Raw genomic sequence first — 22,275 nt, 5'->3', positions numbered from 1 at the left:
CGGGGAGCCGTGGCTCGGACCGCCGGGCCGGGGGGACAGCCGCAGCCGGCACCGCCGCGCCCCGCCGGCGCGGTGCTGCCCGCCGGGCGGGGTCCGGCGGGGCCACGGGCGGTGCCGTCGGCGCGGGCGGCCGCGGCGCCGACCGCCAGTCCGCGGCCGGTAAGGCGACCGGCACCGCCTCCGGCAAGGCCGCCCGTGGATCCGGCCGACGGGCGGCGGCCGGCGGGGCCACGGGTGGCGCCGCCGGTACCGGCGCCCGCGGCGCCGACCGCCGAACCGGCCGCCGCACCTCTGCCACCTGATGCCGCATCGCACCGGCGACGAGATCGTCCGCGCCGCCGGTCGCTGGCGGCAGGAGCGTCTCAGCGGTTGAACTGTCAGCCCCGTACCGCCCGGTCGAACCGGTCTGCCCAGTCGCGGAGTTGGTCGACCAGTTCGACCGGTTCGAGTATGCGGAACTCGGCGCCGAGAGCGCCCAGGGCCAGGGTCGGCCAGTCCAGGGAGTCGGTGGTCATGCGGACCCGGCAGTGTTCGGCGTCCACCTCCTCGACCGTGCTCCACCGCCCGATCCGTTCCAGTACGGTCGCGGCCGGGGCGTGCACCAGGGCCGTCACCCGGTACGGGCGGGGCAGGTTGCCGATCGAGGCGCGGACGAACTCGGCGGCGTCGGCGGCGGGCAGGGTGCGCGGGCGGAACGGAGCGCCGGTGCCCTCCGGCGCAGTGAGCCGGTCGACCCGGAAGCTGCGCCAGTCGTGCCGGGTGAGGTCGTACGCGACCAGATACCAGCGGCGATCGAGGCGGACCAGCCGGTGCGGCTCGACCTGCCGGTCGGTGCGGTGGCCGTTGGCGGCGGTGTAGCCGAAGCGCAGCTGTTCGCTGTCCCGGCAGGTCAGTGCGAGTGTGGTGAGCACGCCCGGGTCGACGCCCGCCCGGGCCGGGCTGCCCCAGCCAGCGGGTACGGTCATCGCGCGCAGCGCCTCGACCCGGCGACGCAGCCGGGTGGGCATCACCTGCACCACCTTGGCCAGCACCCGGACCGAGGACTCGGCGATGCCCTCCACCGCGCCCTCCGCGGCGGTGTGCAACCCGACGGCCAGGGCGACCGCCTCATCGTCGTCGATCACCAGGGGCGGCAGCGCGGCGCCCGCGGCGAGCTGGTAGCCGCCGTCGACGCCGCGCTGCGCCTCCACCGGGTAGCCGAGCTCGCGCAGCCGGTCGACGTCCCGGCGCAGAGTGCGGACCGAGACACCGAGCCGGTCGGCCAGTTCGGTGCCCGGCCAGTAGCGGTGGGTCTGCAGTAGGGACAGCAGTCGCAGTGTCCGGGTGCTGGTGTTCGCCATGTCTCCGATTCTCCCGGAATTCAGGACAGAAACTGTCCGCTATGGCTCCTACCGTCGTTGTGACCGAGGAACACGGGACCAACCGAAGGCGGAGATCATGACCGAGACCCTGAGCGAGTCGGCGACCCTCACCGGCGAGCGCGCCGACCTGCTGCGGACGCTGAGCAAGCACCGGCACTTCCTGCGCTTCACCACCCGCGACCTCACCGACGAGCAGGCCGGGCTGCGAACCACCGTCAGCGAACTGTGCCTGGGCGGCCTGGTCAAGCACGTCACCGCGGTGGAGCGGAGCTGGGCGGACTTCATCCTGAACGGCCCGTCGGCCATGCCCGACTTCACCGCCATGACCGAGGCCGACTTCGCCGAGCGGGCTGACCAGTTCCGGCTGCTGCCCGGCGAGACGCTGGCCGGCGTGCTGGCCGAGTACGCGGCGGTGGCCCACCGGACCGACGAGCTGATCGCCACCCTGCCCGACCTGGACGCGACCCAGCCGCTGCCGAAGGCGCCGTGGTTCGAGTCCGGCGTACGCTGGTCGGCCCGTCAGGTGCTGCTGCACGTCATCGCCGAGACCGCGCAGCACGCCGGGCACGCCGACATCATTCGCGAGTCCCTGGACGGCGCCAAGACCATGGGCTGAACGGGAAAGTCGGAGGGGCCACGATGAACGCCCCTGCGCCGATCCCGCTGGTCACGGAAGCCAACCGCGGGGTCACCGCGGGGTGTCGTATACCGGGACGTATCCCTTCACATGCTCCGGACACGTCCATACCTCGATCCCGGGTCCGCTTCCGGTGTCGATCCACTCCACGAGCACCGCCTCGGTCGTCACGCGCAGACAGCGCGCGCAGACGCGCGTGGCGCCCACGGATGCGGACCCGTCCCCTGCGGATGTTCTGCCGGTCATGCGTCTGCTCCTGCGGAAGTGAAGGCCGACGAGCGGGCGGGCCCGGCGGTCCGGGGTGCGGGGCCGCACCGCGCTCACGTCATGGACGGGCCCCGGCGGGAAACGCCCCACTCGTCCAGCCGTTCCGCCACCCATGCGTGACTGACGTTGAACGACCGGGCGAGGGAGGCAATAGATTCACCGCCCCGGTACCGCATAACCACGCTTATCCGGCTGTCGGTGAACTCGGCTTGCGCCGCGCGTACTTCGGCTCGGGTCCGGCGTCGCATCCGCCCACGGAACAGGCGTTGGGCCGGGCGGCGATGCAAATGTGCCTCGTGGAACTGCCTGCGCGGTACGCCCCATTCGTCGAGCCGAAGCGACAGCCAGCCGACGGTCACGCCGTACGCCTCGGCGATCCGGCTCACCGGCTCACGCGCCCGGTACCGCTCGATGATGGTGTCCTTGTCCGCTCGCGCCGCCTCACGTGCGACGGCTCTCTCGGCCGGGGTCGGGCGACGCACGGTCACCTCCCGGTGCGCCCAGGATGCTCGCGGAGCCGGCCGAACACCCACGTCTGCGGGTACGTCGGGGTCACAACACCTCACCCCGGCTTCGTGCATTCGCGCGGGCGGTCTCGGCGCGCAGCCGCTCCGCGGGGCTCGCCGGTTGTACGTCCTTGGGGGCAACGGACCACTCCTTGCCGCCCGTCACGGGGCGCAGAAACCAGAACCCGCATACCTCGCCGCGGAACTCTCCGACCCGTTGGTCGACGTCCACCATGAGCGTGCCGAGGGTCGGAAGGTCTGAGGGAAGGTGTGGGGGTCGCTGCCGCTCGGCGGGATCGTTCTTGCCAACCACGATCGTTCCTCTCCGTAGTGACACGGATACTTGGAGTTTCAGCGTGGACTACACTCGGGAACGCTTCAACGTGTCTGGTACGGCAGGAAAGTTGGTGGCAGAGATGGTCAACCGGAAGGAACTGCACCCTGAGAGCAGTCCCGAGGCGGCCTTCGGGTTTCGCCTGCGCAGTCTTCGGGAGGCACGCGGCTGGAAGCAGGAAGACCTGGCCGAGCGAATGGAATATTCCAGCACGCACATTTCGGCGGTCGAAACTGGTCGCAAGATGCCAACTCTTCGCTTCGCGCGTAGCGCGGACCTCGCCCTCGGCACCGGCGACACAGCCGACACGTTCGAACGCCAGTGGCGCGAGATCCGGCACGGCAGCCTGTTGGAGGGCTTCCCGGAGTACGTCGGGCATGAGGGGCGGGCGGTGGAGATCCGGCTCTACGAAGTGGGCGTCATTCCTGGTCTGTTACAGACCCCGGAGTACGCGTCGGCCCTGGCGGACAGCGCCGTCAAGCGCGGAGCGATCACGCCTGAGCAGGCGCACGAGCGGGTCACGATCGTTACGGAACGGCAAGCCGCGCTCGCCCGGAAGCGCCCACCCCTCGTTTTCGTGGTGCTGGACGAGAGCTGTCTCCGTCGCCCCATCGGCGAACCCGCCGTGTGGGACGCGCAACTGGCAGCTCTGGCCGCGTTCGCCGAGCTGCCGAACACGGTGCTCCAGCTAGCGCCGTTCGACATGGGAGCGCGTCGGCCCTTTAACCTGCCGGTGTATCTGCTGACCCTGTCGGATCGCTCGCTCATGTCGTACGCCGAGTCGGCCCATCGGGGCCACCTGGAACGAGAAAGCACGTTCGTACTGCCCATGCTGACGGCCTACCATCAGCTACAGGCCGAGGCACCTTCCCAGGCGGAAAGCGTGGCCATGATCAGCCAGTTGCGAAAGGGCACCCCGTGAGTATCGAAACCCCTCGTTGGTTCACCTCCTCGTACAGCGACAACGGTGGCGCTTGCGTCGAGGTCGCCACCAACCTCGCCGCCCCCCACGGCCTGGTCCCCGTCCGCGACTCCAAGAACCCGAACGGCCCGATACTCGACCTCCCCGCCCACGCGTTCACCTCATTCGTGACCGGCGTCAAGACCGGACAGTTCGGCACCGACTGAGCAAGCCCCAAGCGGCATCTGCGACGAAAGGGCACCTCGTGACGACCGAGAACCCGCGTTGGATCACGTCCTCCTACAGCAACAACGGCGGCGCCTGCATCGAGGTCGCCACCAACCTCGCCGCCCCCCACGGCCTGGTCCCCGTCCGCGACTCCAAGAACCCGAACGGCCCGGTACTCGACCTCCCGGCCCACGCGTTCACCTCATTCGTGACCGGCGTCAAGACCGGACAGTTCGGCACCGACTGAGCGCACGTATCCGGCCCCGCTCTCTCCCGCCCGGTGGGAGGGTGGGGCCCCTTTCGCGTGTTCAGGGTCAGCCCAGCGCTTCAATCGCCTTGAGGATCAGGGCGGACGACGATGGGGAGACGGGCATGGGCTGGCTTACCGGTGCTTCCTGCTAGGGCGCCCGGGCCGGCTGCATGCCGGCCCGGCCGCCGGGGCTCGGCGGCCTCGGATAGGAGTGGGTGGCGGCAGTTTGTCCCGGGCACGGTCCACGCTCCGCCGCCGTAACGGGCCTGATGTTGACGCGATGTTGAGCATCACAGAGCTTGGTCGTCAGTGTTCATCGAGCATTCATTCCGCCCTTGTCGGGGCTCGAAACGATCTCCTCCTCTGATGGGGAGGTGTGCGTGAATACGCGAAGAACGACTGGCTGTACGGCCGTGATCATGTCCGTCCTGGTGGCTTTGTTGCTCGGCCTGGTACCTGCGGCGTCGGCGATGCCGGCGACGCAAACAGCAGCGGCGGGACTGCGCCTGGCCGCGCCGGCTGGCTCGGTGGGAGAGTTTTCCTCGGCGGTGACGGGGGACGAGTCGGTCACCCTGTATCTGGATGCGTCCGACTTCGACCCTGACCGGATGCGCCAGGTTCTCGACGAGACCCAGAACCGCAACCCGCTCCTCAGCGATACCTTCCGCGAGGACTTCGAGGCGAATTCGAGCGGCACATCGGGGGGTAGTGCCGGCACCGGCAACTGGATCGACTTCGACGGGGAACTGTCGATGACGGACACCGGGATTGCGGTGCGCATCGACGGTAGTGAGCCGCTGACGAACGCCTCGTGGTGGGCCGACATCCTGGCCACGGCCGCGGGGGCGCTGACCGGGCTGGCGGTGCGGGCCGGCTGCATCGGCTTCTTTCCCGAGGCGGCCGTCATGTGTGTCTCCATCGGCGGCTTTGTCGGTGGGTTGACGCGGGGAATGATCATCCAGGCGATCGACGGCACGCTCAAGGACGGCGAGGCGTGGGCCAAGACGCTCGCCGGTGCGCTCATCACGGCCGCGGGCGGAGCCGCCTGGGAGGGCGGGGTCAAGGACTGGTCCAAGGAGGTGCTGCCCGCTCACATCGAACGTCTGGGGGCGGCGCTTGTCCGGCTGGGCGAGAAGCTGGCCGCCGGGTGGGGCGTTTTCAAGGCGGGCTGCACGGCGGCGGGCCAGTTCCTGGCGGACGTCGGCAGGCACCTCGCCGATGCGGTCTCCCGGGTCCAGATCCCGGTCGCATTGCGGGTCATGCCGCTCGGAGACTCGATCACGTACGGTGTGGAGAGTTCCGACGGGAACGGCTACCGCGACGAGTTGTACGACTACTTGCAGGGCAGCGCGCCCAGCGTCGATTTCGTCGGGTCGGTGCAGTCCGGCTCGATGAGTGACCCCGACAACGAGGGTCATCCGGGCGACCGGATCGACGAGATCGCGGCCTTCGCGTTCTGCAGCGTGCCTCGGTACCAGCCGAACTTGATCACCCTGCACGCGGGGACCAACGACATGAACCAGGACTACAACCTGGCCACCGCGCCCGACCGGCTCAGGAAGCTGGTGAACCAGGCGCTGGCGGATTCACCGCGTGCCACGGTGCTGGTCGCCCAGCTCATCCCGACCGGCAAGGCCGGGCTTCAGCCGCGCATCGACGCCTACAACGACGCGCTGCCCGGCATGGTGGAGGACCTGCGACGCGAGGGCAAGCACGTCCTGTCGGTGTCCATGGCGCGAGTCGAGGTCAGTGACGGGCTGCAGGACGACGCCCACCCGACGGACGCCGGCTACGCGAAGATGGCCGACGCCTGGTACGACTCCGTGCAGGAGGCGAACGCCTTGGGCTGGCTTGAGACGCCGTCGGCGGAGCAGGCTCCTGCCGACTGCGACCCGGCGGACTCGGGCATCGGAACCGACGACCCCGGGGACTCCGGGTTGGGTGACAGTGGAACGGCTCTCGGTGAGGGCTGGCGCGCGCTGGGCGTGATCGCCCCCGGTTACGGCACCAGGGAGGGCCGCACGGTCATCACCGAGCTCAACGGGGACCAGCGGGCCGACTACCTCCAGGTCCGCGACGACGGCGGCTTTCGCGCGTCGGTGAACACCGTCGGCACACCCGGCCAACCTGCCTGGGTGGACGCGGGCACGTACAAGCCGGCGGACGGTGTCCAGGGGGACCAGGTGCGGTTCGCCGACCTCAACGGGGACGGACGCGACGACTACCTCGTGGTGAGCTCCGACAGCGAGGTACGGGCCTACATCAACTATCCCGGACCGGACGGCAAGCTCAAGTTCGTCGAATGGGGGGTCGTCTTCGACGAGGAGCCGTTCAGCCGCAACAATCTCCGGTTCGCGGACGTCACCGGCGACGGACGTGACGACATCCTGCGGGTCGGCGCGGAGGGCGCGGTCCACGTGTACCGGAACCAGTGGGACCCCGCCGGCGGGCAAGTCAGCGACCAGCCGACTCCCCCGGAATGGCCGCTGTGGCTCAACTGGGCCGGCGGAACCCGCGGCTCGTCGCTGGAAGCCGTCCGGTTCGCCGACGGCGACGGCGACGGCCGGGCCGACTATCTGCAGGTCGGCCTCGACGGCGCGGTGCACGCCTTCCTCAACCGCGGCGGCGGCGGCAACGGCAGCTTCGAGGCCCGCTACAACTGGGCCAACGCGTCCAACTACCCCCGGCCATATGTCCAGTTCGCCGACATCAGCGGCGACGGCAAAGCCGACTACCTCGTCGTCTACGACGGCGGCGCGGTCCGCGCCTGGCTCAACCGCGGCGGCAACTAGCTAGGGCCTGTATCGAGTGGTGATCAATTGCTGGATCCGCCCTCGCCGAGGGTGGATCCGGTAGTCCAGTGCGCATGACGCGAGCGCAACTGACGGACAAGGAGTGGGGGTTCGTCGAGCCGTATATCTGCTGGTCGGCCAGTACGGCCCGTATCCCGAGCGGCACCCTCGAACGATCACGATTCGGAAGCATTCCGGGACCGCAGAAAGTGCCCTCTGGCCTTCGGATTTGCTCGCCAATCCGGCGCCGCCCGACAGCGGGGCTTGAGGTCTACGTCAGTTGAGCGCATTCTGATCGCCCTGGTTGGGGCGTCCTGACTCCAGCGGGACGCCCCAACCAGGTCATGCCCCTCAGACCGTGGCGGCCAGCCAGCCGATGGTCTCAGTGGTGTGTGTGCCGTCGCTCTTGGTGGCGCCGGCGTAGACCTCGTTCAGCCGGATCTTGAAGCCCGTGGTGGTGACGTCGTGGATACGAATTCCTGGCGTCTCAGGGCCGTTGAAGGTCTGGGTCAGTGGGAGTACCACGACCTGTGAGCCCGGTGGGAACGGAGCGGGAAACGTGACCTGGGTGAAGGTCGAAGTGTTCCCGCCGGTTGTCTCCACCGCGTTGGTCGAGTTCAGATCGATCTTGCCGGTCTGGATCAGGCTCATCGCCCGTCCTTCCTGTTCCGAGGTTTTCTGCTGGCCATAAGCGACGACCATGGAGAGGCTCGTCACCCGGAAGGCATTCCATGCGACGTCCCTACTATCGAGTGATTCCATTCCGGCCAGGCCCAGACATGAAAAGGGCCCCGGCCGGACGGCTCGGTGGCCGGGATCTCACAGTGGGGCGGCAGGGGCGGGGAGGCGCTGGTCGCGGGGGTGTAACCGGGGGCCGTGTGGGGCGTAACACGGTCGGACCACGCTGAGCCGCATGGAGACGACCGCCTCGGTGCCCACCCACTGCCCGTACTGCGCCCTGCAGTGCGGGATGCGGCTGTCGGCCGTGCCGGGAGGCGTCGAGGTGACCGAGCGCGCGGACTTCCCGGTGAACCGGGGCGCGCTGTGCGGGAAGGGACGTACGGCCCCGGCGTTGCTCTCGTCGGGCGTGCGGCTGACCTCCCCGCTGGTGCGCTCCGGCGGGACGCTCGTACCGGCCGGCTGGGACGACGCTCTCGACCGGATCGCCGCGGGCCTGTCCGCGGCGCGGAGCGCGTACGGCCCCGACGCGTGCGGGGTGTTCGGCGGGGGCGGGCTGACCAACGAGAAGGCGTACGCGCTCGGCAAGTTCGCCCGCGTCGTCCTCGGCACCTCGCAGATCGACTACAACGGCCGCTTCTGCATGTCGTCCGCGGCGGCGGCCGGCACCCGCGCCTTCGGCCTGGACCGGGGGCTGCCGTTCCCGTTGGCGGACATCCCACGGACCGGCTGTCTGATCCTGGTCGGCTCCAACCTCGCCGAGACGATGCCGCCCGCGCTCCGCTACCTCACCGAACTGCGGGAGAACGGCGGCACGTTGATCGTCGTCGACCCGCGTCGCACCCGTACCGCCGAGCAGGCGGACCTGCATCTGGCACCCCGGCCGGGCACCGATCTCGCGCTGGCGCTCGGCCTGGTGCATCTGGTGGTCGCGGAGGGCCGGACGGACGAGACGTACATCCGGGAGCGCACGGCCGGCTGGACGCGGGCGCGGGCGGCGGCGATGGCGCACTGGCCGGAACATGTGGAGCGGATCACCGGGGTGCCGGTCCCGCTGCTCCGCGAGGCGGTACGGCTGTTCTGCGAGCCGGAGGCGGCGATGGTGCTCACGGCACGGGGGCCGGAACAGCAGTCCAAGGGCACCGACACGGTGGGCGCCTGGATCAACCTGTGCCTGGCGACCGGGCGGGCCGGCCGGCCGCTGTCCGGGTACGGCTGTCTGACCGGGCAGGGCAACGGGCAGGGCGGGCGCGAACACGGCCAGAAGGCCGACCAGTTGCCCGGCTACCGCAAGCTGACCGATCCGGCGGCGCGACGGCATGTCGCCGAGGTGTGGGGCGTGCACCCGGACACGCTGCCGGGTCCGGGCCGCAGCGCCTACGAACTTCTCGACGCCCTGGGCACTGACGTGCGCGCGCTGCTGCTGATGGGGTCCAACCCGGTGGTGTCGGCACCGCGCGCGGCCCACATCGAGGGGCGGCTCCGGTCGCTGGACTTCCTGGCCGTGGCGGACGTGGTGCTCTCGGAGACGGCGGCGCTCGCGGACGTCGTCCTGCCGGTCACCCAGTGGGCCGAGGAGACGGGCACGACGACCAGTCTGGAGGGCCGGGTGCTGTTGCGGCGGCGGGCACTCGACCCGCCCGCGGGAGTGCGCAGCGACCTGGAGGTGCTGCACGGGCTCGCCGCCCGGCTGGGCGTGGAGAAGGGCTTCCCGACCGACCCCGAGGAGGTCTTCGGCGAACTGCGCCGAGCGAGCGCGGGCGGCCCGGCGGACTACTCGGGCATCACCTACGACCGGCTGGCGAGGGAGAACGGCCTGTTCTGGCCGTGCCCGGACATGACGGCCACGCCGGATATGACGGCCACACCGGACACGGCGGTCGCGACGAATACGGCGGATACGGCGGATACGGCGGCCACACCGAGTACGGCGGCCCCGATGAGTACCACGGGTACGACGGGTACGACGGGTACGACGCCGGAGGCGGATGTTCCCGCCCCGGCGGAGGTCCACCCGGGTACCCCCCGGCTGTTTCTCGACCGGTTCGCCACCGAGGACGGGCGGGCCCGGTTCGTGCCCGTGGCGCATCGGCCCGCCGCCGAGGAGCCGGATGCCGAGTACCCGGTGCTGCTGACCACCGGGCGGGTCCTGGCCCAGTACCAGTCCGGGGCCCAGACCCGGCGGGTGGCCGAGTTGAACGCCGCCGCGCCCGGCCCGTACGTCGAACTGCACCCGCGGCTCGCGGCGCGGCTGGGCGCGGCCGACGGTGACCCGTTGGCGGTGGTGTCCCGGCGCGGACGCGCCGTGGCCCCCGCGCGGATCACGACCGCCATCCGGCCGGACACGGTGTTCATGCCGTTCCACTGGCCCGGCGAGGGCCGCGCGAACACGCTGACCAACCCGGCGCTCGACCCGGTCTCGCGGATGCCCGAGTTCAAGGTCTGCGCGGTGCGCGTGGAGCGTGTGGAACACATGGAGCGTGCGGAGCGCTGACCGCCACCGCGGGGCGTCCGCGCCTCGGGCCGACCGGGACCGGTCGCCGGGTGCGACCTGGAGCGCGGTCGTCATGGCCGCGGTGGCGCACCGTACGACGGCAGAGGCCCTCGCGAACCACGCCGGGGGCGCGGGCTGAGCCTCCGAGCGGGGTCGTCACCCGTTCGCCCGGTCCGGGCGAGCCGTTCGTGTTCTCTTCCGGTTCTCTTCCGGTGCGGCTCGGCGCACGCCCATGACCTGCCGGAACGCCGGACCGGACGGTCGCCCGCGAGGTCCGGACGACACCCGTTCACCGCAGCTCTGACCGACCGTCAGGGAGCGGGGGCGGCCGCGTGGGCTTTACCTCGATAGGGCAGGGGCGCGGCCGACTCGGCGGCACAGGGGGTGCCGCGGGTCGTGCCCCCTGGCACGCGAGGGAGCACGATGCGACGCACCGCCCGCATGCTGACCGGTACCGCGCTCGCCGTCGCGGCCGCGGGTCTCGCCACCACGCCCGCCCACGGCGCCCGGCACGCCGTCCCGGCGGCTCACCCACGCGGCGCGCCGGACGCCGCGGCGGCTACCGACACGGCGACCGACACTCTGGAGGTGTACCCGTCCACCGCGATTCCGGGCGGGCAGGTCTCGGTGAACACCAAGGCGTGCGGCGGCACCGCGGCGGGCGATGCCACCGCGGTCGGCGGCGGCACCTTCACCCTGGCGCCCAGCTCGCACGAGGGCGACGCGATCGGCCAGTTCCGGGTGCCGCCGAGCGCGCAGCCGGGGACGTACGAGATCGTCGCCAGGTGCGCCGACGGCAACCGGCAGGTGACGGGCGATCTCTTGGTGACGCTGTCCGGGGCGCATGGACAGGTGCAACCGCGCGGAAGCGTGAAGACGGGGGTCGGCGGCGCGCTCGGCTCCGACCCCGTGCAGACCGCGGCGGGCGTGGCGGCTCTCGCCGTCGCCGCCGCGGGCGGTACCTGGCTCCTGCATCGCCGGGCGAGAGGCGACGGGATCTGACGGACACCCCTCCGCTGTCCGTCCGCCGGTACCGCAAGTCCCCTCCCCCTCCGGGTCCGACGCCCCTCGCGGCCCGGAGGGGGCGCGGGGTTCCGTTCCCGGGGTTCCGGGAGGTCCGGGAGGTTCGTATGCGCAGAACTCGTATACGCAGGATTCCTACGCGCAGGACTCATATGCCCAAGACTCGTACGCGCAGGACCTGTATGCGCAGGATTCGTATGCGCACGATCGGGGACACCGCGATAGCCGTGGTCACCGTGGTCGCCCTGGGCTCCGGCGTGTGGCTGCTGGGCACCGCCCAGCTGTCCGCGCCGCCGCAGCCCACCGCCGCCGAGGGCCGCCCGGATCCGGTCGAGGAGAGACGCACGGCGCCCGCGCTGCCGCCGTCCCCGCCCACCCGGATCCGCATCCCGTCGATCCGGGTCGACGCCCCGATGACGGGCCTCGGCCTGACACCGTCCGGCAGCCTCGACGCGCCGCCGGCGCAGAACAAGAACCTGGCCGGCTGGTACGAGGCCGGCACCGCCCCCGGTGAGACGGGCACCGCGGTCGTCGCCGGGCACGTCGACAATGCCGAGGGCCCCGCCGTCTTCTATCGCCTCGGCGCGGTGAAACGGGGCGCCACCGTGGAACTGGACCGGCGGGACGGCAGCGTGGCGGTGTTCACCGTGGACGCGGTGGAGGTCTACCAGGCGAGCGACTTCCCCGACGAGAAGGTGTACGGCGCCGCCGAGCGCCCTGAGCTACGCGTCATCACCTGCGGCGGGGGCTACTCGACATCCACCGGCTACCAGGGCAACGTGGTCGTCTTCGCCCATCTGACCGACAGCCGCTGACCGACAGCCGCTGGCCGGCCCGCGAGCGGGCGCCGCCCGGCGGCTCAGGCCACCCACTGCTGATACGCCAGGTTCGCCACGAGCGCGAACACCACCGTCAGCAACACCACCCGGACGAAGCCGCTGCCCCGCTTCAGCGCACTGCGCGCCCCCAGCATGCCGCCCGCCAGATTGAACACGGCCAGCAGCGCCGCGAGCCGCCACAGCACCGTCCCCTGCCAGGCGAAGGTGACGAGCGCGCCCGCGTTGGTGCAGCAGTTGACGATCTTCGCGGTGGCGGAGGCGGTGACCAGGTCGAGGTGGAGGACGGCGGTGAGGGCGAGGACGAGGAAGGTGCCGGTGCCGGGTCCGACCAGGCCGTCGTAGAAGCCGATGCCGAGGCCGGCGAGGCCGATGGCCGCGAGGATCCGGCGGCGGGAGGCGGGGCCGGGCGCCGACGCGGTGCCGAAGGCGGGGCGCAGGATCACGAAGGCCGCGACGGCGAGCAGCACCACCATGATCACCGGCTTGAGCACATCGGTGCTCATCCCGGCCGCGAAGAACGCCCCGGCCGAGGAGCCCGCGAGCGCGGCGAGACCGATGCGCACGGCGGTGCGCACGTCGACGGGCGCCCGGCGGGCGTAGGTCACCGCCGCGCCCGTGGTGCCGACGATGGCGACCGCCTTGTTGGTGCCGAGCGCGGTGGCCGCCGGGGTATCGGCGGGCAGGCCGAGCAGAAGCGCCGGAAGGAGCAGCAGCCCGCCGCCGCCCACCACCGCGTCGATCCAGCCGGCCGCGAAGGCGGCCAGGCAGAGCAGGACGAGGACGGTCAGCGATATGTCGGGCACGATGGCGACCCTAGGGAGGAGGTAGGTGTGCGGTCCATGCACCTGAGCTGCTTCTGAGGTTCCATGCACCTGAGCTGCTTCCGGGGTTCCGCGCCCGCACCGGCCCCGCCACCGGCCCGCACCGGACCCCTCACGGCCCGCCACCGGCCCGCACCGGACCCCTCACGGCCCGCCACCGGCCCGGACCGGCCCCCTCACGGTCGTGCCCCGGACACTCACAGCCGCGCCCCTTGCCCCGGACCCATCACATTCGCGCCCACAGCCGCGGCCTGCCCCCCACCCCCCTCACACCCGCGGCCTCGCCCCGCTGAGGGCAGCGTTCCGCTCGGGAAACAGCCGCGATGCCGCCGGGTAACGTCGGCGCCGCACGCTGCGTTGCATGACCTCGGACACGCGTGTGGTGGTGATCGGCGCCGGCCTCGCGGGCGAACGGCTCGCCCGTCGGCTCGCCGAGCTGGGCACATCCGCGCTGCTCGTCGGCGAGGAGGAGCACCGCCCGTACAACCGGGTCCTGCTCGCCGAGGTGCTGGCCGGCCGCTACGACCCCGAGGTGATCGCCCTGCCCGCGCCCGCGCGTCTCGTGCACGCCCGGGTCACCGGTATCGACCGCGCCGCGCGGCGGGTGCGCTGCGCGGACGGCTCGGAGATCGCCTACGACACCCTCGTCCTGGCCACCGGCGCCAACCCCGTCCTGCCGCCCCTGCGCGGCCTGTTCGGGGCGGGCGGGCACCAACTTCCCGAGGGCGTCCACGCGTTTCGCACCATGGACGACTGCCTCGGCCTGGCCAAGGCGGTACGGCCGGGCGTGCGGGCGGTCGTCGTCGGCGGCGGGCTGCTCGGTGTGTCGGCGGCCCGCGCGCTCGCCGTGCGCGGCGCCCAAGTGGTCCTCGCCCAGCAGGCCGAACGGCTCATGGAGCGCCAGCTCGACGCGAACGCCTCGCGGCTCGTGCTGCGCCATCTGACGGGCCTGGGCGTCGAGGTGCACACCGAGTGCCGGGTACGGGACGTGCGCTCGGCCGGCGGCGCGGTCCGCTCCGTCGAACTGGCCGACGGATACGCCCTGGACACCGATCTCGTGGTCCTCGCCTGCGGGGTCCGCCCGCGGGTGGGGCTCGCCGAGGCGGCGGGGCTCACCGTCCGCAAGGGCGTCCTCGTCGATGACGAACTGCGCACGTCCGACCCGTGTATCCGGGCCGTCGGCGACTGCGTCCAGCACGCCGGCACGGTGTACGGCCTGGCCGCCCCGGCCCTCGAACAGGCCGACGTGCTGGCCGGGTTGCTGGCCGGGCGGGCCGACTCCCGGTACACCGGCACCCGTTCGCTGACCCGGCTCACCCTGACCGGCGACGGCTCCCCCTTCGACCTCGCCGCGTTCGGCGAGGCCGAGCCGCGCCCCGGCGACGACGTCGTACAGCTCGCCGACGCCACCCGCGGCACCTACCGCAAGGTCGTCGTCCGCGACGACCGCCTGGTCGGCGGGGTCCTGGTCGGCGCACTCGGCACGGTCGGCGCGCTCGCCCGCGCCTGGGAGGGAGCGGAGCCGCTCCCGGACGACGGCCCTCTGCTCCACCTGCTCACCGACGACGGAGGCTCCTGATGCCCACGACCGCACCTGTGGGGGACAGCCCCCGCCCCACGACCACACCCCTGGAACACCACCCCCAACCCACAACCGAACCCGTGGGGGACCACCCCCAACCCACAACCGCGCCCCTGGGGCACTGCCCCCACCCCACAACCGCACCCGCGGCGGACCGCTCCCGCCCCACGCTCGTGCTCGTCGGCCATGGCATGGTCGGCCAGCGCTTTCTCGAAGCGCTGGCCGAGCGCGGCCTGACCGCCACGCACCGCGTGGTCGTGCTGTGCGAAGAGCCGCGTCCGGCCTACGACCGGGTCCGGCTCACCTCGTACTTCTCGGGGCGGACACCCGAGGAACTCTCCCTGACCGACAGGGAGTTCATCACGGGCCAGGGCATCGAACTGCACGTGGGCGACCCGGCGGAGACAATCGACCGCGCGGCCCGCAGGGTCACGGCCCGCTCCGGCCTGACCGTCGGCTACGACGTCCTGGTCCTGGCCACCGGCTCCTCCCCCTTCGTCCCGCCCGTCCCGGGCCGGGACGCCGAGGGCTGCTTCGTCTACCGCACGATCGAGGACCTGCTCGCGATCGAGGCATACGCCAAGTCCCGGGCGAGGACCGGTGCGGTGGTCGGCGGCGGGCTGCTCGGCCTGGAGGCCGCGGGCGCGCTCCAGGGCCTGGGGCTCACCAGCCACATCGTGGAGTTCGCGGCGCGGCTGATGCCGGTGCAGGTCGACGCGGGCGGCGGCGCGGCGCTCCTGCGCACCATCGAGGGCATGGGCCTGGCCGTCCACACCGGCGTGGGCACACAGGAGATCCTCGTCGGCGAGGACGGCGCCGTCACCGGCATGAAGCTGTCCGACGGCTCCGAACTCGCCACGGACATGGTGGTGTTCAGCGCCGGTGTCCGCCCCCGCGACCAGCTCGCCCGCGCCTTCGGCCTCGCGGTCGGCGAGCGCGGCGGCATCACCGTCGACGAACGGTGCCGCACGGTCACCGACCCGCGGGTGTTCGCGATCGGCGAGTGCGCGCAGGCCGTCGACGGCAGGGTGTACGGCCTGGTCGCGCCCGGCTACGAACAGGCGGAGACGGCCGCCGCCGCCATCGCCGCGGACGGGTCCGCCGCCGCCATCGCCGCGGACGGGTCCGGGCGGGTGACGTTCACCGGCGCCGACCTGTCGACCAAACTGAAGCTGCTCGGGGTGGACGTGGCATCCTTCGGCGACGCGCACGGCACCGCCGCGGACTGCCTGGACGTCGTCTACTCCGACTCCCGGGCCGGGCTGTACAAGAAGCTGGTCGTCGGCCGCGACGGCACGCTGCTCGGCGGCATCCTGGTCGGCGACGCGGAGGCGTACGGCACGCTGCGCGCGCTGACCGGCACGGTGCCGCCCGTCCCGCCGGAGCGGCTGGTCCTGCCCGCCGACGCGGCGGCCCCGGCCGCGCTCGGCCCGGCCGCGCTGCCCGACGAGGCGATCATCTGCTCCTGCCACAACGTCACCAAGGGCACCATCCGCGGCGCGGTGACGGAGCACTCCTGCACCAGCGTGCCCGAGGTGCAGAAGTGCACCCGGGCCGGTACGGGCTGCGGCAGTTGCGTCAAGGTGCTCGGTCAGCTGGTCACCACCGAACTGGAGGCGAGCGGCGTAGAGGTGGACAAGGGCCTGTGCGGCTGCTTCGCCCGGACCCGCGAGGAGCTGTACGAGATCGTCCGCGCCCTGCGCATCACCTCGTACCGGGATCTCCTGGACCGTTACGGCCGCGAAGGGGCCCGGGGCGGCGACGGCTGCGAGGTCTGCAAGCCGGCCGTCGCCTCGGTGATCGCCTCCCTCGCGCCCGCGATCGGCGCGGACGGCCATGTCCTGGACGGCGAGCAGGCGGCACTCCAGGACACCAACGACCACTTCCTCGCCAACCTCCAGAAGAACGGCTCGTACTCGGTCGTGCCGCGCGTCCCCGGCGGCGAGATCACCCCGGAGAAGCTGATCGTGATCGGCGAGATCGCCCGCGACTTCGGCCTCTACACAAAGCTCACCGGCGGCCAGCGCATCGACATGCTCGGCGCGCGCGTCGAACAACTGCCGCTGATCTGGACCCGGTTGGTGGACGCCGGCTTCGAGTCCGGGCACGCCTACGGCAAGGCGCTGCGCACCGTGAAGTCCTGTGTGGGCCAAACCTGGTGCCGCTACGGCGTCCAGGACTCCGTCCGTATGGCGATCGACCTGGAGCTGCGCTACCGGGGGCTGCGCTCGCCGCACAAGCTCAAGTCGGCGGTCTCCGGGTGCGCCCGCGAGTGCGCCGAGGCCCGGTCGAAGGACTTCGGCGTCATCGCCACCGCCGGTGGCTGGAACCTGTACGTCGGTGGCAACGGCGGCGCGACCCCGCGCCACGCGGACCTGCTCGCGCAGGATCTGGACGACACCGAACTGATCCGCCTGATCGACCGTTTCCTGATGTTCTACCTCCGCACGGCCGACCGCCTGGAGCGCACCAGCGTGTGGCTGGAGCGGATCCCGGGCGGACTGGACCACGTACGGGACGTGGTGGTGCACGACGCGCTCGGCATCTGCGCGGAGCTGGAGTCGCTGATGGCGGCCCATGTGGCGCACTACCGCGACGAATGGGCGGAGACGATCAGCAGCCCGGAGAAACTGGCCCGGTTCGTGTCCTTCGTGAACGCCCCGGACACCCCCGACCCGGTCGTCGGCTTCGTCCCCGAACGCGACCAGATCAAGCCCGATCTGCCACTGCTGTCCCTCGGCATACGGCCCGCACCGGCCCCGGCAGACACCCCGGCAGACACCCTGGAGGACGCCTTGGAAGGCACCCTGGAAGGAAGCGCCCAGCGATGACCCCGGCTCTGGAGACGACCGGCCTCAAGGTCCAACTGCGGCTGGCGGCAGGCTGGTTCACGATCTGCCGACTCAATGTGCTCACCCCGGGCCGCGGGGTGGCGGCGCTGCTGCCCGACGGCCGCCAGGTGGCCGTCTTCCGCGACCGGGCGGGCCTGCTGTACGGCATCGACAACCGTGATCCGTTCGGCGGCGCGGCCGTCCTCTCCCGCGGCCTGACCGGCACCCACAAGGGCCGCCCCTACGTCGCCTCCCCGCTGCTGAAGCAGCGCTTCGACCTGGCCTCCGGGCAGTGCCTGGACGACGAGTCGGTACGGGTGGCGACGTACGAGGTCCGTACCGCATAGCGGCCACCTCCGTGAACGACGGCCGCGCACCCACAGCTTGACCGCACCCACCGCTTGAGCACTTTCGCCACTTGAGCGCGCTCGCCACTTGAACACCTGACACGCGCTCAGCGCTTGAGCAGGCTCACCACCTGAACTCCCGTCACCCGCTCACTACTTGAGCGCGTCGTACGTCACCCCAGTCAGCCGCTCCGACGCCTCCCACAGCCGTGCCGACGTCCGGTCGTCGCGCGTCCACGGGGCCCGCCAGGACGGAGCGGGCGCACCCCGCCACTGGGCGAAGGACGGTCCGGTGAAGGAGTCGGGCCGCACGCCGGGGGCGGTGGCCGCGTACAGCGTGGGCAGGGCACCGGCCTCGGCCGTCTGGGCCAGGACCCGGTTGCCGGCCGTCATGAGCCGTTCGGCGGCCCGGCGGCCCTCGGCCCGTGGCGCGGCCGTCTGGAGGTTGGTGGCGGCGTACCCGGGGTGGGCGGCGGCCGCGATCAGATCCGCCCCGGTGGCCGTGAGCCGACGCGCCAGCTCATGGGTGAAGAGCAGGTTCGCGGTCTTGGAGCGGGCGTAGGCGATCCACCGCCGGTAGCGGCGCTCGCTGTTGAGGTCGCCGAGGTCGATATTGGCGAGGGCGTGCATCATGCTGGACACGGTCACGACCCGGGCGCCGGGCGCGGCGAGCAGGGCGGGCAGCAGCAGTCCGGTGAGGGCGAAGTGCCCGAGGTGGTTGACCCCGAACTGGGTCTCGAAGCCGTCGGCGGTGACCGAGTACGGTGGCGCCATCACCCCGGCGTTGTCGATGAGCAGATCGAGCCGGTCGTATCGGAAGCGGGCCGCGAACTCCCGTACCGACGCCAGCTCCCCGAGGTCCAGCCGCCCGAACTCGGTGTCGGCGCCCGGTACTTCGGCCACGATCCGGTCGGCGGCGGCGCTCCCGCGCGGCTCACTGCGACAGGCGAGCACCACCCGGGCGCCCCGCCGGGCGAGTTCCCGCGCGGTGACGTACCCGAGCCCGCTGTTGGCCCCGGTGACGACGGCGACGCGACCGGCCAGGGCGGGGATGTCGGTGATGGCCCAGCGGGCCCCTTTCGCTTTCACTCCCCTTCCACCTCCTTCTCACCACGGTGCACACCTGCCCGGCGCACACGCCTGCCCCCTACGTTCCCCGGAGTCCGCCCGGCGCACACCCGGAGGGGCGGCACCCCCGCACGGGTGCCGCCCCTCCTTCGGTGGACCGGAGCCGCCGTCGATCGGTGAGGGTCGGGGACCGTCGGCGGCTCCGGGGTCGGGGCGGGGCGGCGCTGGCCGCCGTCCCGCCGGGAGTGTGGTCAGCGGTGGTCGCTGCCTCCCGACTGGGTGGCCGCGCGGCCGGCCTCCAGACGGGCGACCGGGATACGGAACGGGGAGCAGGAGACGTAGTCCAGACCCACCTCGTGGAAGAAGTGGACCGATTCCGGGTCGCCGCCGTGCTCGCCGCAGACGCCGAGCTTCAGCTCGGGGCGGGTGGCGCGGCCCGCCTTCGCCGCCGCCTGCACCAGGGAGCCGACGCCGTCCTTGTCGATGGTCTCGAAGGGGCTGACGCCGAAGATGCCCTTCTCCAGGTAGGCGGTGAAGAAGGACGCCTCGACGTCATCGCGGCTGAAGCCCCATACCGTCTGGGTGAGGTCGTTGGTGCCGAAGGAGAAGAACTCGGCGGCCTCGGCGATCTGGCCGGCGGTCAGCGCGGCGCGCGGCAGTTCGATCATGGTGCCGATGGCCAGCCGCAGCTCGGTGCCGGTGGCCTGCTGGACCTCGGCGATCACCCGGTCCGCCTCGTCGCGGACGATCTCCAGCTCCTGGACGGTGCCGACGAGCGGGATCATGATCTCGGCGCGCGGGTCGCCCTTGGCGTTCCGGCGTTCCGCCGCGGCCTCGGCGATCGCCCTGACCTGCATGGTGAACAGGCCGGGGATGACCAGACCGAGGCGGACGCCGCGCAGGCCCAGCATGGGGTTCTGCTCGTGCAGCCGGTGCACCGCCTGGAGCAGCCGCAGCTCGTTCTCGTGCGGCTCCTGCCGGGACTCCGCGAGCGCCACGCGCACCGACAGCTCCGTGATGTCGGGCAGGAACTCGTGCAGCGGCGGGTCGAGCAGGCGGATGGTGACGGGCAGCCCGTCCATCGCCTCGAACAGCTCCACGAAGTCCCGCTTCTGGAGCGGCAGGAGCTGCTTCAGGGACTCCTCGCGCTCGGCCTGAGTGTCGGCCAGGATCAGCCGCTCCACCAGCTCGCGCCGGTCGCCGAGGAACATGTGCTCGGTGCGGCACAGGCCGATGCCCTGGGCGCCGAAGCGCCGGGCCCGCAGCGCGTCCTCCGCGTTGTCGGCGTTGGCACGCACCCGCAGTCGGCGCTTGCGGTCGGCGAACGCCATGATCCGGTGCACGGCCTCGACCAGTTCGTCGGCGTCGTCGGCGCCCGCGTGCATCCGGCCCTCGAAGTACTCCACGACCGGGGACGGGACCACCGGGACCTCGCCCAGATACACCTTGCCGCTGGAGCCGTCGATGGAGATCAGGTCGCCCTCCTCGACGATGTGCCCGCCCGGCACCGTCATCCGGCGCCGCTTGGTGTCGACCTCCAGCTCCTCCGCGCCGCAGACACAGGTCTTGCCCATGCCGCGCGCGACCACGGCCGCATGCGAGGTCTTGCCGCCGCGGGAGGTCAGGATGCCCTCGGCCGCGATCATGCCGTCCAGGTCGTCGGGGTTGGTCTCGCGGCGGACCAGGATGACCTTCTCGCCCGAGCGGGACCACTTGACGGCGGTGTAGGAGTCGAAGACCGCCTTGCCGACCGCGGCGCCCGGCGAGGCCGCGATGCCCCGGCCGACCTGCTCGGTCCTGGCGTGCTCGTCGAACCGCGGGAACATCAGCTGCGCGAGCTGGGCGCCGGTGACCCGCTGGAGCGCCTCGGTCTCGTCGATCAGGCCCTGGTCCACCAGCTGGGTGGCGATGCGGAAGGCGGCGCCCGCGGTGCGCTTGCCGACCCGGGTCTGCAGCATCCACAGCTGGCCGCGCTCGATGGTGAACTCGATGTCGCAGAGATCCTTGTAGTGGTTCTCCAGGGTCTCCATGATCCGCATGAGCTGGTCGTACGACTTCTTGTCGATGGTCTCCAGCTCGGCGAGGGCCACGGTGTTGCGGATGCCCGCGACGACGTCCTCGCCCTGCGCGTTCTGCAGGTAGTCGCCGTAGACGCCCTGATGGCCGCTGGCGGGGTCGCGGGTGAAGGCGACTCCGGTGCCGGAGTCCGGGCCGAGGTTGCCGAAGACCATCGAGCAGATGTTGACGGCGGTGCCGAGGTCGTGCGGGATGCGCTCCTGACGGCGGTAGAGCCTGGCCCGGTCGCCGTTCCAGGACTCGAAGACCGCCTTGATGGCGAGGTCCATCTGCTCGCGCGGGTCCTGCGGGAAGTCGCGGCCCGCCTCCTTCTTGACGATCTTCTTGAAGGTGGTGACGAGCTTCTTCAGGTCCGCGGCCGCCAGCTCGGTGTCGACCGTGACCTTCTTGGCCTCCTTGGCCGCCTCCAGGGCGTCCTCGAAGAGATCGCCGTCGACGCCGAGGACGGTCCTGCCGAACATCTGGATGAGCCGGCGGTAGGAGTCCCAGGCGAACCGCTCGTCGCCGGCCTGCTTGGCCAGGCCCTGCACGGACCTGTCGGAGAGGCCGATGTTCAGGACGGTGTCCATCATGCCTGGCATCGAGAACTTCGCCCCGGAACGGACCGATACGAGAAGGGGGTTGGCGGCCTGCCCCAGCTTCTTGCCCATGGTCGCTTCGAGGGCTTCGAGGTGCGCACTCACCTCGTCACGCAGCGCCACCGGCTCCTCGCCGCTGTCGAGGTAGACCTTGCACGCCTCGGTGGTGATGGTGAAGCCCGGGGGGACCGGAAGGCCCAGATTGGTCATCTCCGCGAGGTTCGCGCCCTTGCCACCAAGGAGGTCCTTGAGGTCCTTGTTTCCCTCGGTGAAGTCATAGACGAACTTCACGCCCTCAACACTCTCGCCCGACACGGGTGTCTGGTGATCTTTGTTTTCCGACACGGGTCTCGACTCCTTGAGGCCGCGATGGCTGCCCTGACGGCGAGGAACATACCCAGATCGAAGGCATATGGGTACGTCCACTTGTGCGTCATGCGCCCGTAACCAGCCGTCCGCCACAGGATCGAAAGTCAAGGCTGGGCAAGCATCGGGCAGCCGATGTTTTCACTTCTTGAACGAATCTGGACCTATGGATCTCACATCATGCTCATATGAGCGACTCGCGGCACGTCTGATTTCGATCGATGAACGATCAAAGGGTGGCACCGAGTGCCACCCTTTGGAGAAGTGCAGTCGCCCATGATCCGCTCATCTGAGCG

Annotated in this window: 20 protein-coding genes; 12 read left to right on the top strand and 8 right to left on the bottom strand. The window is 71.4% G+C overall.

The window, feature by feature from the left end; all coding sequences use genetic code 11:
• Window positions 1–302, top strand: a 302-nt coding sequence (locus tag ACWEKM_RS30915) for a hypothetical protein (protein ID WP_451624562.1), incomplete at its 5' end; no start/stop codon positions are given.
• A 75-nt stretch (window positions 303–377) separates the two neighbouring features.
• Here the strand turns inward: ACWEKM_RS30915 and ACWEKM_RS30910 are convergent.
• Complete coding sequence (locus tag ACWEKM_RS30910) at window positions 378–1,340, bottom strand: helix-turn-helix transcriptional regulator (RefSeq protein ID WP_451624561.1); 963 nt, start codon at window positions 1,338–1,340, stop codon at window positions 378–380.
• A gap of 97 nt (window positions 1,341–1,437) precedes the next feature.
• Between ACWEKM_RS30910 and ACWEKM_RS30905 the strand changes: the two genes are divergently transcribed.
• Entirely contained in the window at window positions 1,438–1,977 is a 540-nt protein-coding gene (locus tag ACWEKM_RS30905; RefSeq protein WP_451624560.1) for a DinB family protein, read from the top strand.
• A 72-nt stretch (window positions 1,978–2,049) separates the two neighbouring features.
• Here ACWEKM_RS30905 and ACWEKM_RS30900 read toward each other — a convergent pair whose 3' ends face one another.
• From ACWEKM_RS30900 to ACWEKM_RS30890, 3 genes are all read right to left on the bottom strand, one after another.
• Window positions 2,050–2,244, bottom strand: a complete 195-nt coding sequence (locus tag ACWEKM_RS30900; RefSeq protein WP_451624559.1) for a hypothetical protein — start codon at window positions 2,242–2,244, stop codon at window positions 2,050–2,052.
• Window positions 2,245–2,318: 74 nt separating this feature from the next.
• Window positions 2,319–2,747 (bottom strand): hypothetical protein, encoded by a 429-nt coding sequence (locus ACWEKM_RS30895; RefSeq protein ID WP_451624558.1) that lies wholly within the window; start codon window positions 2,745–2,747, stop codon window positions 2,319–2,321.
• A gap of 70 nt (window positions 2,748–2,817) precedes the next feature.
• Window positions 2,818–3,084, bottom strand: a complete 267-nt coding sequence (locus tag ACWEKM_RS30890) for a hypothetical protein (RefSeq protein ID WP_451624557.1) — start codon at window positions 3,082–3,084, stop codon at window positions 2,818–2,820.
• Between the two features lie 103 nt (window positions 3,085–3,187).
• Here ACWEKM_RS30890 and ACWEKM_RS30885 point away from each other — a divergent pair, with 103 nt between their 5' ends.
• The 4 genes from ACWEKM_RS30885 (at window position 3,188) to ACWEKM_RS30870 (ending at window position 7,276) form a co-directional block, all read left to right on the top strand.
• Window positions 3,188–4,027, top strand: coding sequence for a helix-turn-helix domain-containing protein (locus tag ACWEKM_RS30885; protein WP_451624565.1), 840 nt, complete (start codon window positions 3,188–3,190; stop codon window positions 4,025–4,027).
• Window positions 4,024–4,233 (top strand): DUF397 domain-containing protein, encoded by a 210-nt coding sequence (locus ACWEKM_RS30880; RefSeq protein ID WP_451624556.1) that lies wholly within the window; start codon window positions 4,024–4,026, stop codon window positions 4,231–4,233. Before ACWEKM_RS30885 ends, ACWEKM_RS30880 begins: the two co-directional genes overlap by 4 nt.
• Before the next feature lie 38 nt (window positions 4,234–4,271).
• Window positions 4,272–4,481: a DUF397 domain-containing protein gene (locus ACWEKM_RS30875; protein ID WP_451624555.1), complete on the top strand. Its 210-nt coding sequence runs from the start codon at window positions 4,272–4,274 to the stop codon at window positions 4,479–4,481.
• Between the two features lie 422 nt (window positions 4,482–4,903).
• Entirely contained in the window at window positions 4,904–7,276 is a 2,373-nt protein-coding gene (locus ACWEKM_RS30870; protein ID WP_451624554.1) for an FG-GAP-like repeat-containing protein, read from the top strand.
• Between the two features lie 351 nt (window positions 7,277–7,627).
• On the opposite strand, the gene ACWEKM_RS30865 is transcribed toward ACWEKM_RS30870, so the two are convergent.
• Entirely contained in the window at window positions 7,628–7,993 is a 366-nt protein-coding gene (locus ACWEKM_RS30865; protein WP_451624553.1) for a hypothetical protein, read from the bottom strand.
• A 196-nt stretch (window positions 7,994–8,189) separates the two neighbouring features.
• Here ACWEKM_RS30865 and ACWEKM_RS30860 point away from each other — a divergent pair, with 196 nt between their 5' ends.
• From ACWEKM_RS30860 to ACWEKM_RS30850, 3 genes are all read left to right on the top strand, one after another.
• Entirely contained in the window at window positions 8,190–10,448 is a 2,259-nt protein-coding gene (locus tag ACWEKM_RS30860; RefSeq protein WP_451624552.1) for a molybdopterin oxidoreductase family protein, read from the top strand.
• Window positions 10,449–10,871: 423 nt separating this feature from the next.
• Window positions 10,872–11,450, top strand: coding sequence for a hypothetical protein (locus ACWEKM_RS30855; RefSeq protein WP_451624551.1), 579 nt, complete (start codon window positions 10,872–10,874; stop codon window positions 11,448–11,450).
• Window positions 11,451–11,668: 218 nt separating this feature from the next.
• Window positions 11,669–12,286 (top strand): class F sortase, encoded by a 618-nt coding sequence (locus ACWEKM_RS30850; protein ID WP_451624550.1) that lies wholly within the window; start codon window positions 11,669–11,671, stop codon window positions 12,284–12,286.
• A 44-nt stretch (window positions 12,287–12,330) separates the two neighbouring features.
• Here the strand turns inward: ACWEKM_RS30850 and ACWEKM_RS30845 are convergent, their stop codons facing one another.
• The gene (locus tag ACWEKM_RS30845) at window positions 12,331–13,113 is read right to left on the bottom strand and encodes a sulfite exporter TauE/SafE family protein (protein WP_451624549.1); all 783 of its coding nucleotides are present in this window, start codon (window positions 13,111–13,113) and stop codon (window positions 12,331–12,333) included.
• Between the two features lie 379 nt (window positions 13,114–13,492).
• Here ACWEKM_RS30845 and ACWEKM_RS30840 point away from each other — a divergent pair, with 379 nt between their 5' ends.
• The 3 genes from ACWEKM_RS30840 to nirD all read left to right on the top strand — a co-directional run bounded on the left by ACWEKM_RS30840 (window position 13,493) and on the right by nirD (window position 17,891).
• Entirely contained in the window at window positions 13,493–14,710 is a 1,218-nt protein-coding gene (locus tag ACWEKM_RS30840; protein ID WP_451624548.1) for an NAD(P)/FAD-dependent oxidoreductase, read from the top strand.
• Window positions 14,711–14,904: 194 nt separating this feature from the next.
• Window positions 14,905–17,544 carry a nitrite reductase large subunit NirB gene (nirB, locus tag ACWEKM_RS30835; RefSeq protein WP_451624564.1) on the top strand — a complete coding sequence of 880 codons (2,640 nt, stop codon included), beginning with the start codon at window positions 14,905–14,907 and terminating at the stop codon, window positions 17,542–17,544.
• Window positions 17,541–17,891: a nitrite reductase small subunit NirD gene (gene nirD, locus ACWEKM_RS30830; protein WP_451624547.1), complete on the top strand. Its 351-nt coding sequence runs from the start codon at window positions 17,541–17,543 to the stop codon at window positions 17,889–17,891. The genes nirB and nirD overlap by 4 nt, the downstream gene beginning before the upstream one ends.
• Window positions 17,892–18,044: 153 nt before the next feature.
• On the opposite strand, the gene ACWEKM_RS30825 is transcribed toward nirD, so the two are convergent.
• Both ACWEKM_RS30825 and ppdK read right to left on the bottom strand, forming a co-directional pair.
• A complete protein-coding gene (locus ACWEKM_RS30825; protein WP_451624546.1) occupies window positions 18,045–18,980 on the bottom strand; it encodes an oxidoreductase in 936 nt (311 codons plus the stop codon).
• 230 nt (window positions 18,981–19,210) lie between these two features.
• Complete coding sequence (gene ppdK, locus ACWEKM_RS30820; protein ID WP_451624545.1) at window positions 19,211–21,958, bottom strand: pyruvate, phosphate dikinase; 2,748 nt, start codon at window positions 21,956–21,958, stop codon at window positions 19,211–19,213.
• Between the last annotated feature and the right edge of the window lie 317 nt (window positions 21,959–22,275).

It is taken from the genome of Streptomyces sp. NPDC004752 (assembly GCF_053601275.1).
The sequence above is the reverse complement of the archived record's forward strand: the minus strand, read 5'-3'. Positions and strand labels throughout refer to the sequence as shown.

Excerpts from the sequence above, each read along its gene's own strand:
- ACWEKM_RS30870 (WP_451624554.1), top strand. The coding sequence starts at position 4,904 with ATGTCCGTCCTGGTGGCTTTGTTGCTCGGCCTGGTACCTGCGGCGTCG.
- ACWEKM_RS30900 (WP_451624559.1), bottom strand. The coding sequence starts at position 2,244 with ATGACCGGCAGAACATCCGCAGGGGACGGGTCCGCATCCGTGGGCGCC.
- ACWEKM_RS30885 (WP_451624565.1), top strand. The coding sequence starts at position 3,188 with ATGGTCAACCGGAAGGAACTGCACCCTGAGAGCAGTCCCGAGGCGGCC.
- nirD (WP_451624547.1), top strand. The coding sequence starts at position 17,541 with ATGACCCCGGCTCTGGAGACGACCGGCCTCAAGGTCCAACTGCGGCTG.
- ACWEKM_RS30860 (WP_451624552.1), top strand. The coding sequence starts at position 8,190 with ATGGAGACGACCGCCTCGGTGCCCACCCACTGCCCGTACTGCGCCCTG.
- ACWEKM_RS30910 (WP_451624561.1), bottom strand. The coding sequence starts at position 1,340 with ATGGCGAACACCAGCACCCGGACACTGCGACTGCTGTCCCTACTGCAG.
- ACWEKM_RS30905 (WP_451624560.1), top strand. The coding sequence starts at position 1,438 with ATGACCGAGACCCTGAGCGAGTCGGCGACCCTCACCGGCGAGCGCGCC.
- nirB (WP_451624564.1), top strand. The coding sequence starts at position 14,905 with ATGGTCGGCCAGCGCTTTCTCGAAGCGCTGGCCGAGCGCGGCCTGACC.
- ACWEKM_RS30855 (WP_451624551.1), top strand. The coding sequence starts at position 10,872 with ATGCGACGCACCGCCCGCATGCTGACCGGTACCGCGCTCGCCGTCGCG.
- ACWEKM_RS30850 (WP_451624550.1), top strand. The coding sequence starts at position 11,669 with ATGCGCACGATCGGGGACACCGCGATAGCCGTGGTCACCGTGGTCGCC.
- ACWEKM_RS30840 (WP_451624548.1), top strand. The coding sequence starts at position 13,493 with ATGACCTCGGACACGCGTGTGGTGGTGATCGGCGCCGGCCTCGCGGGC.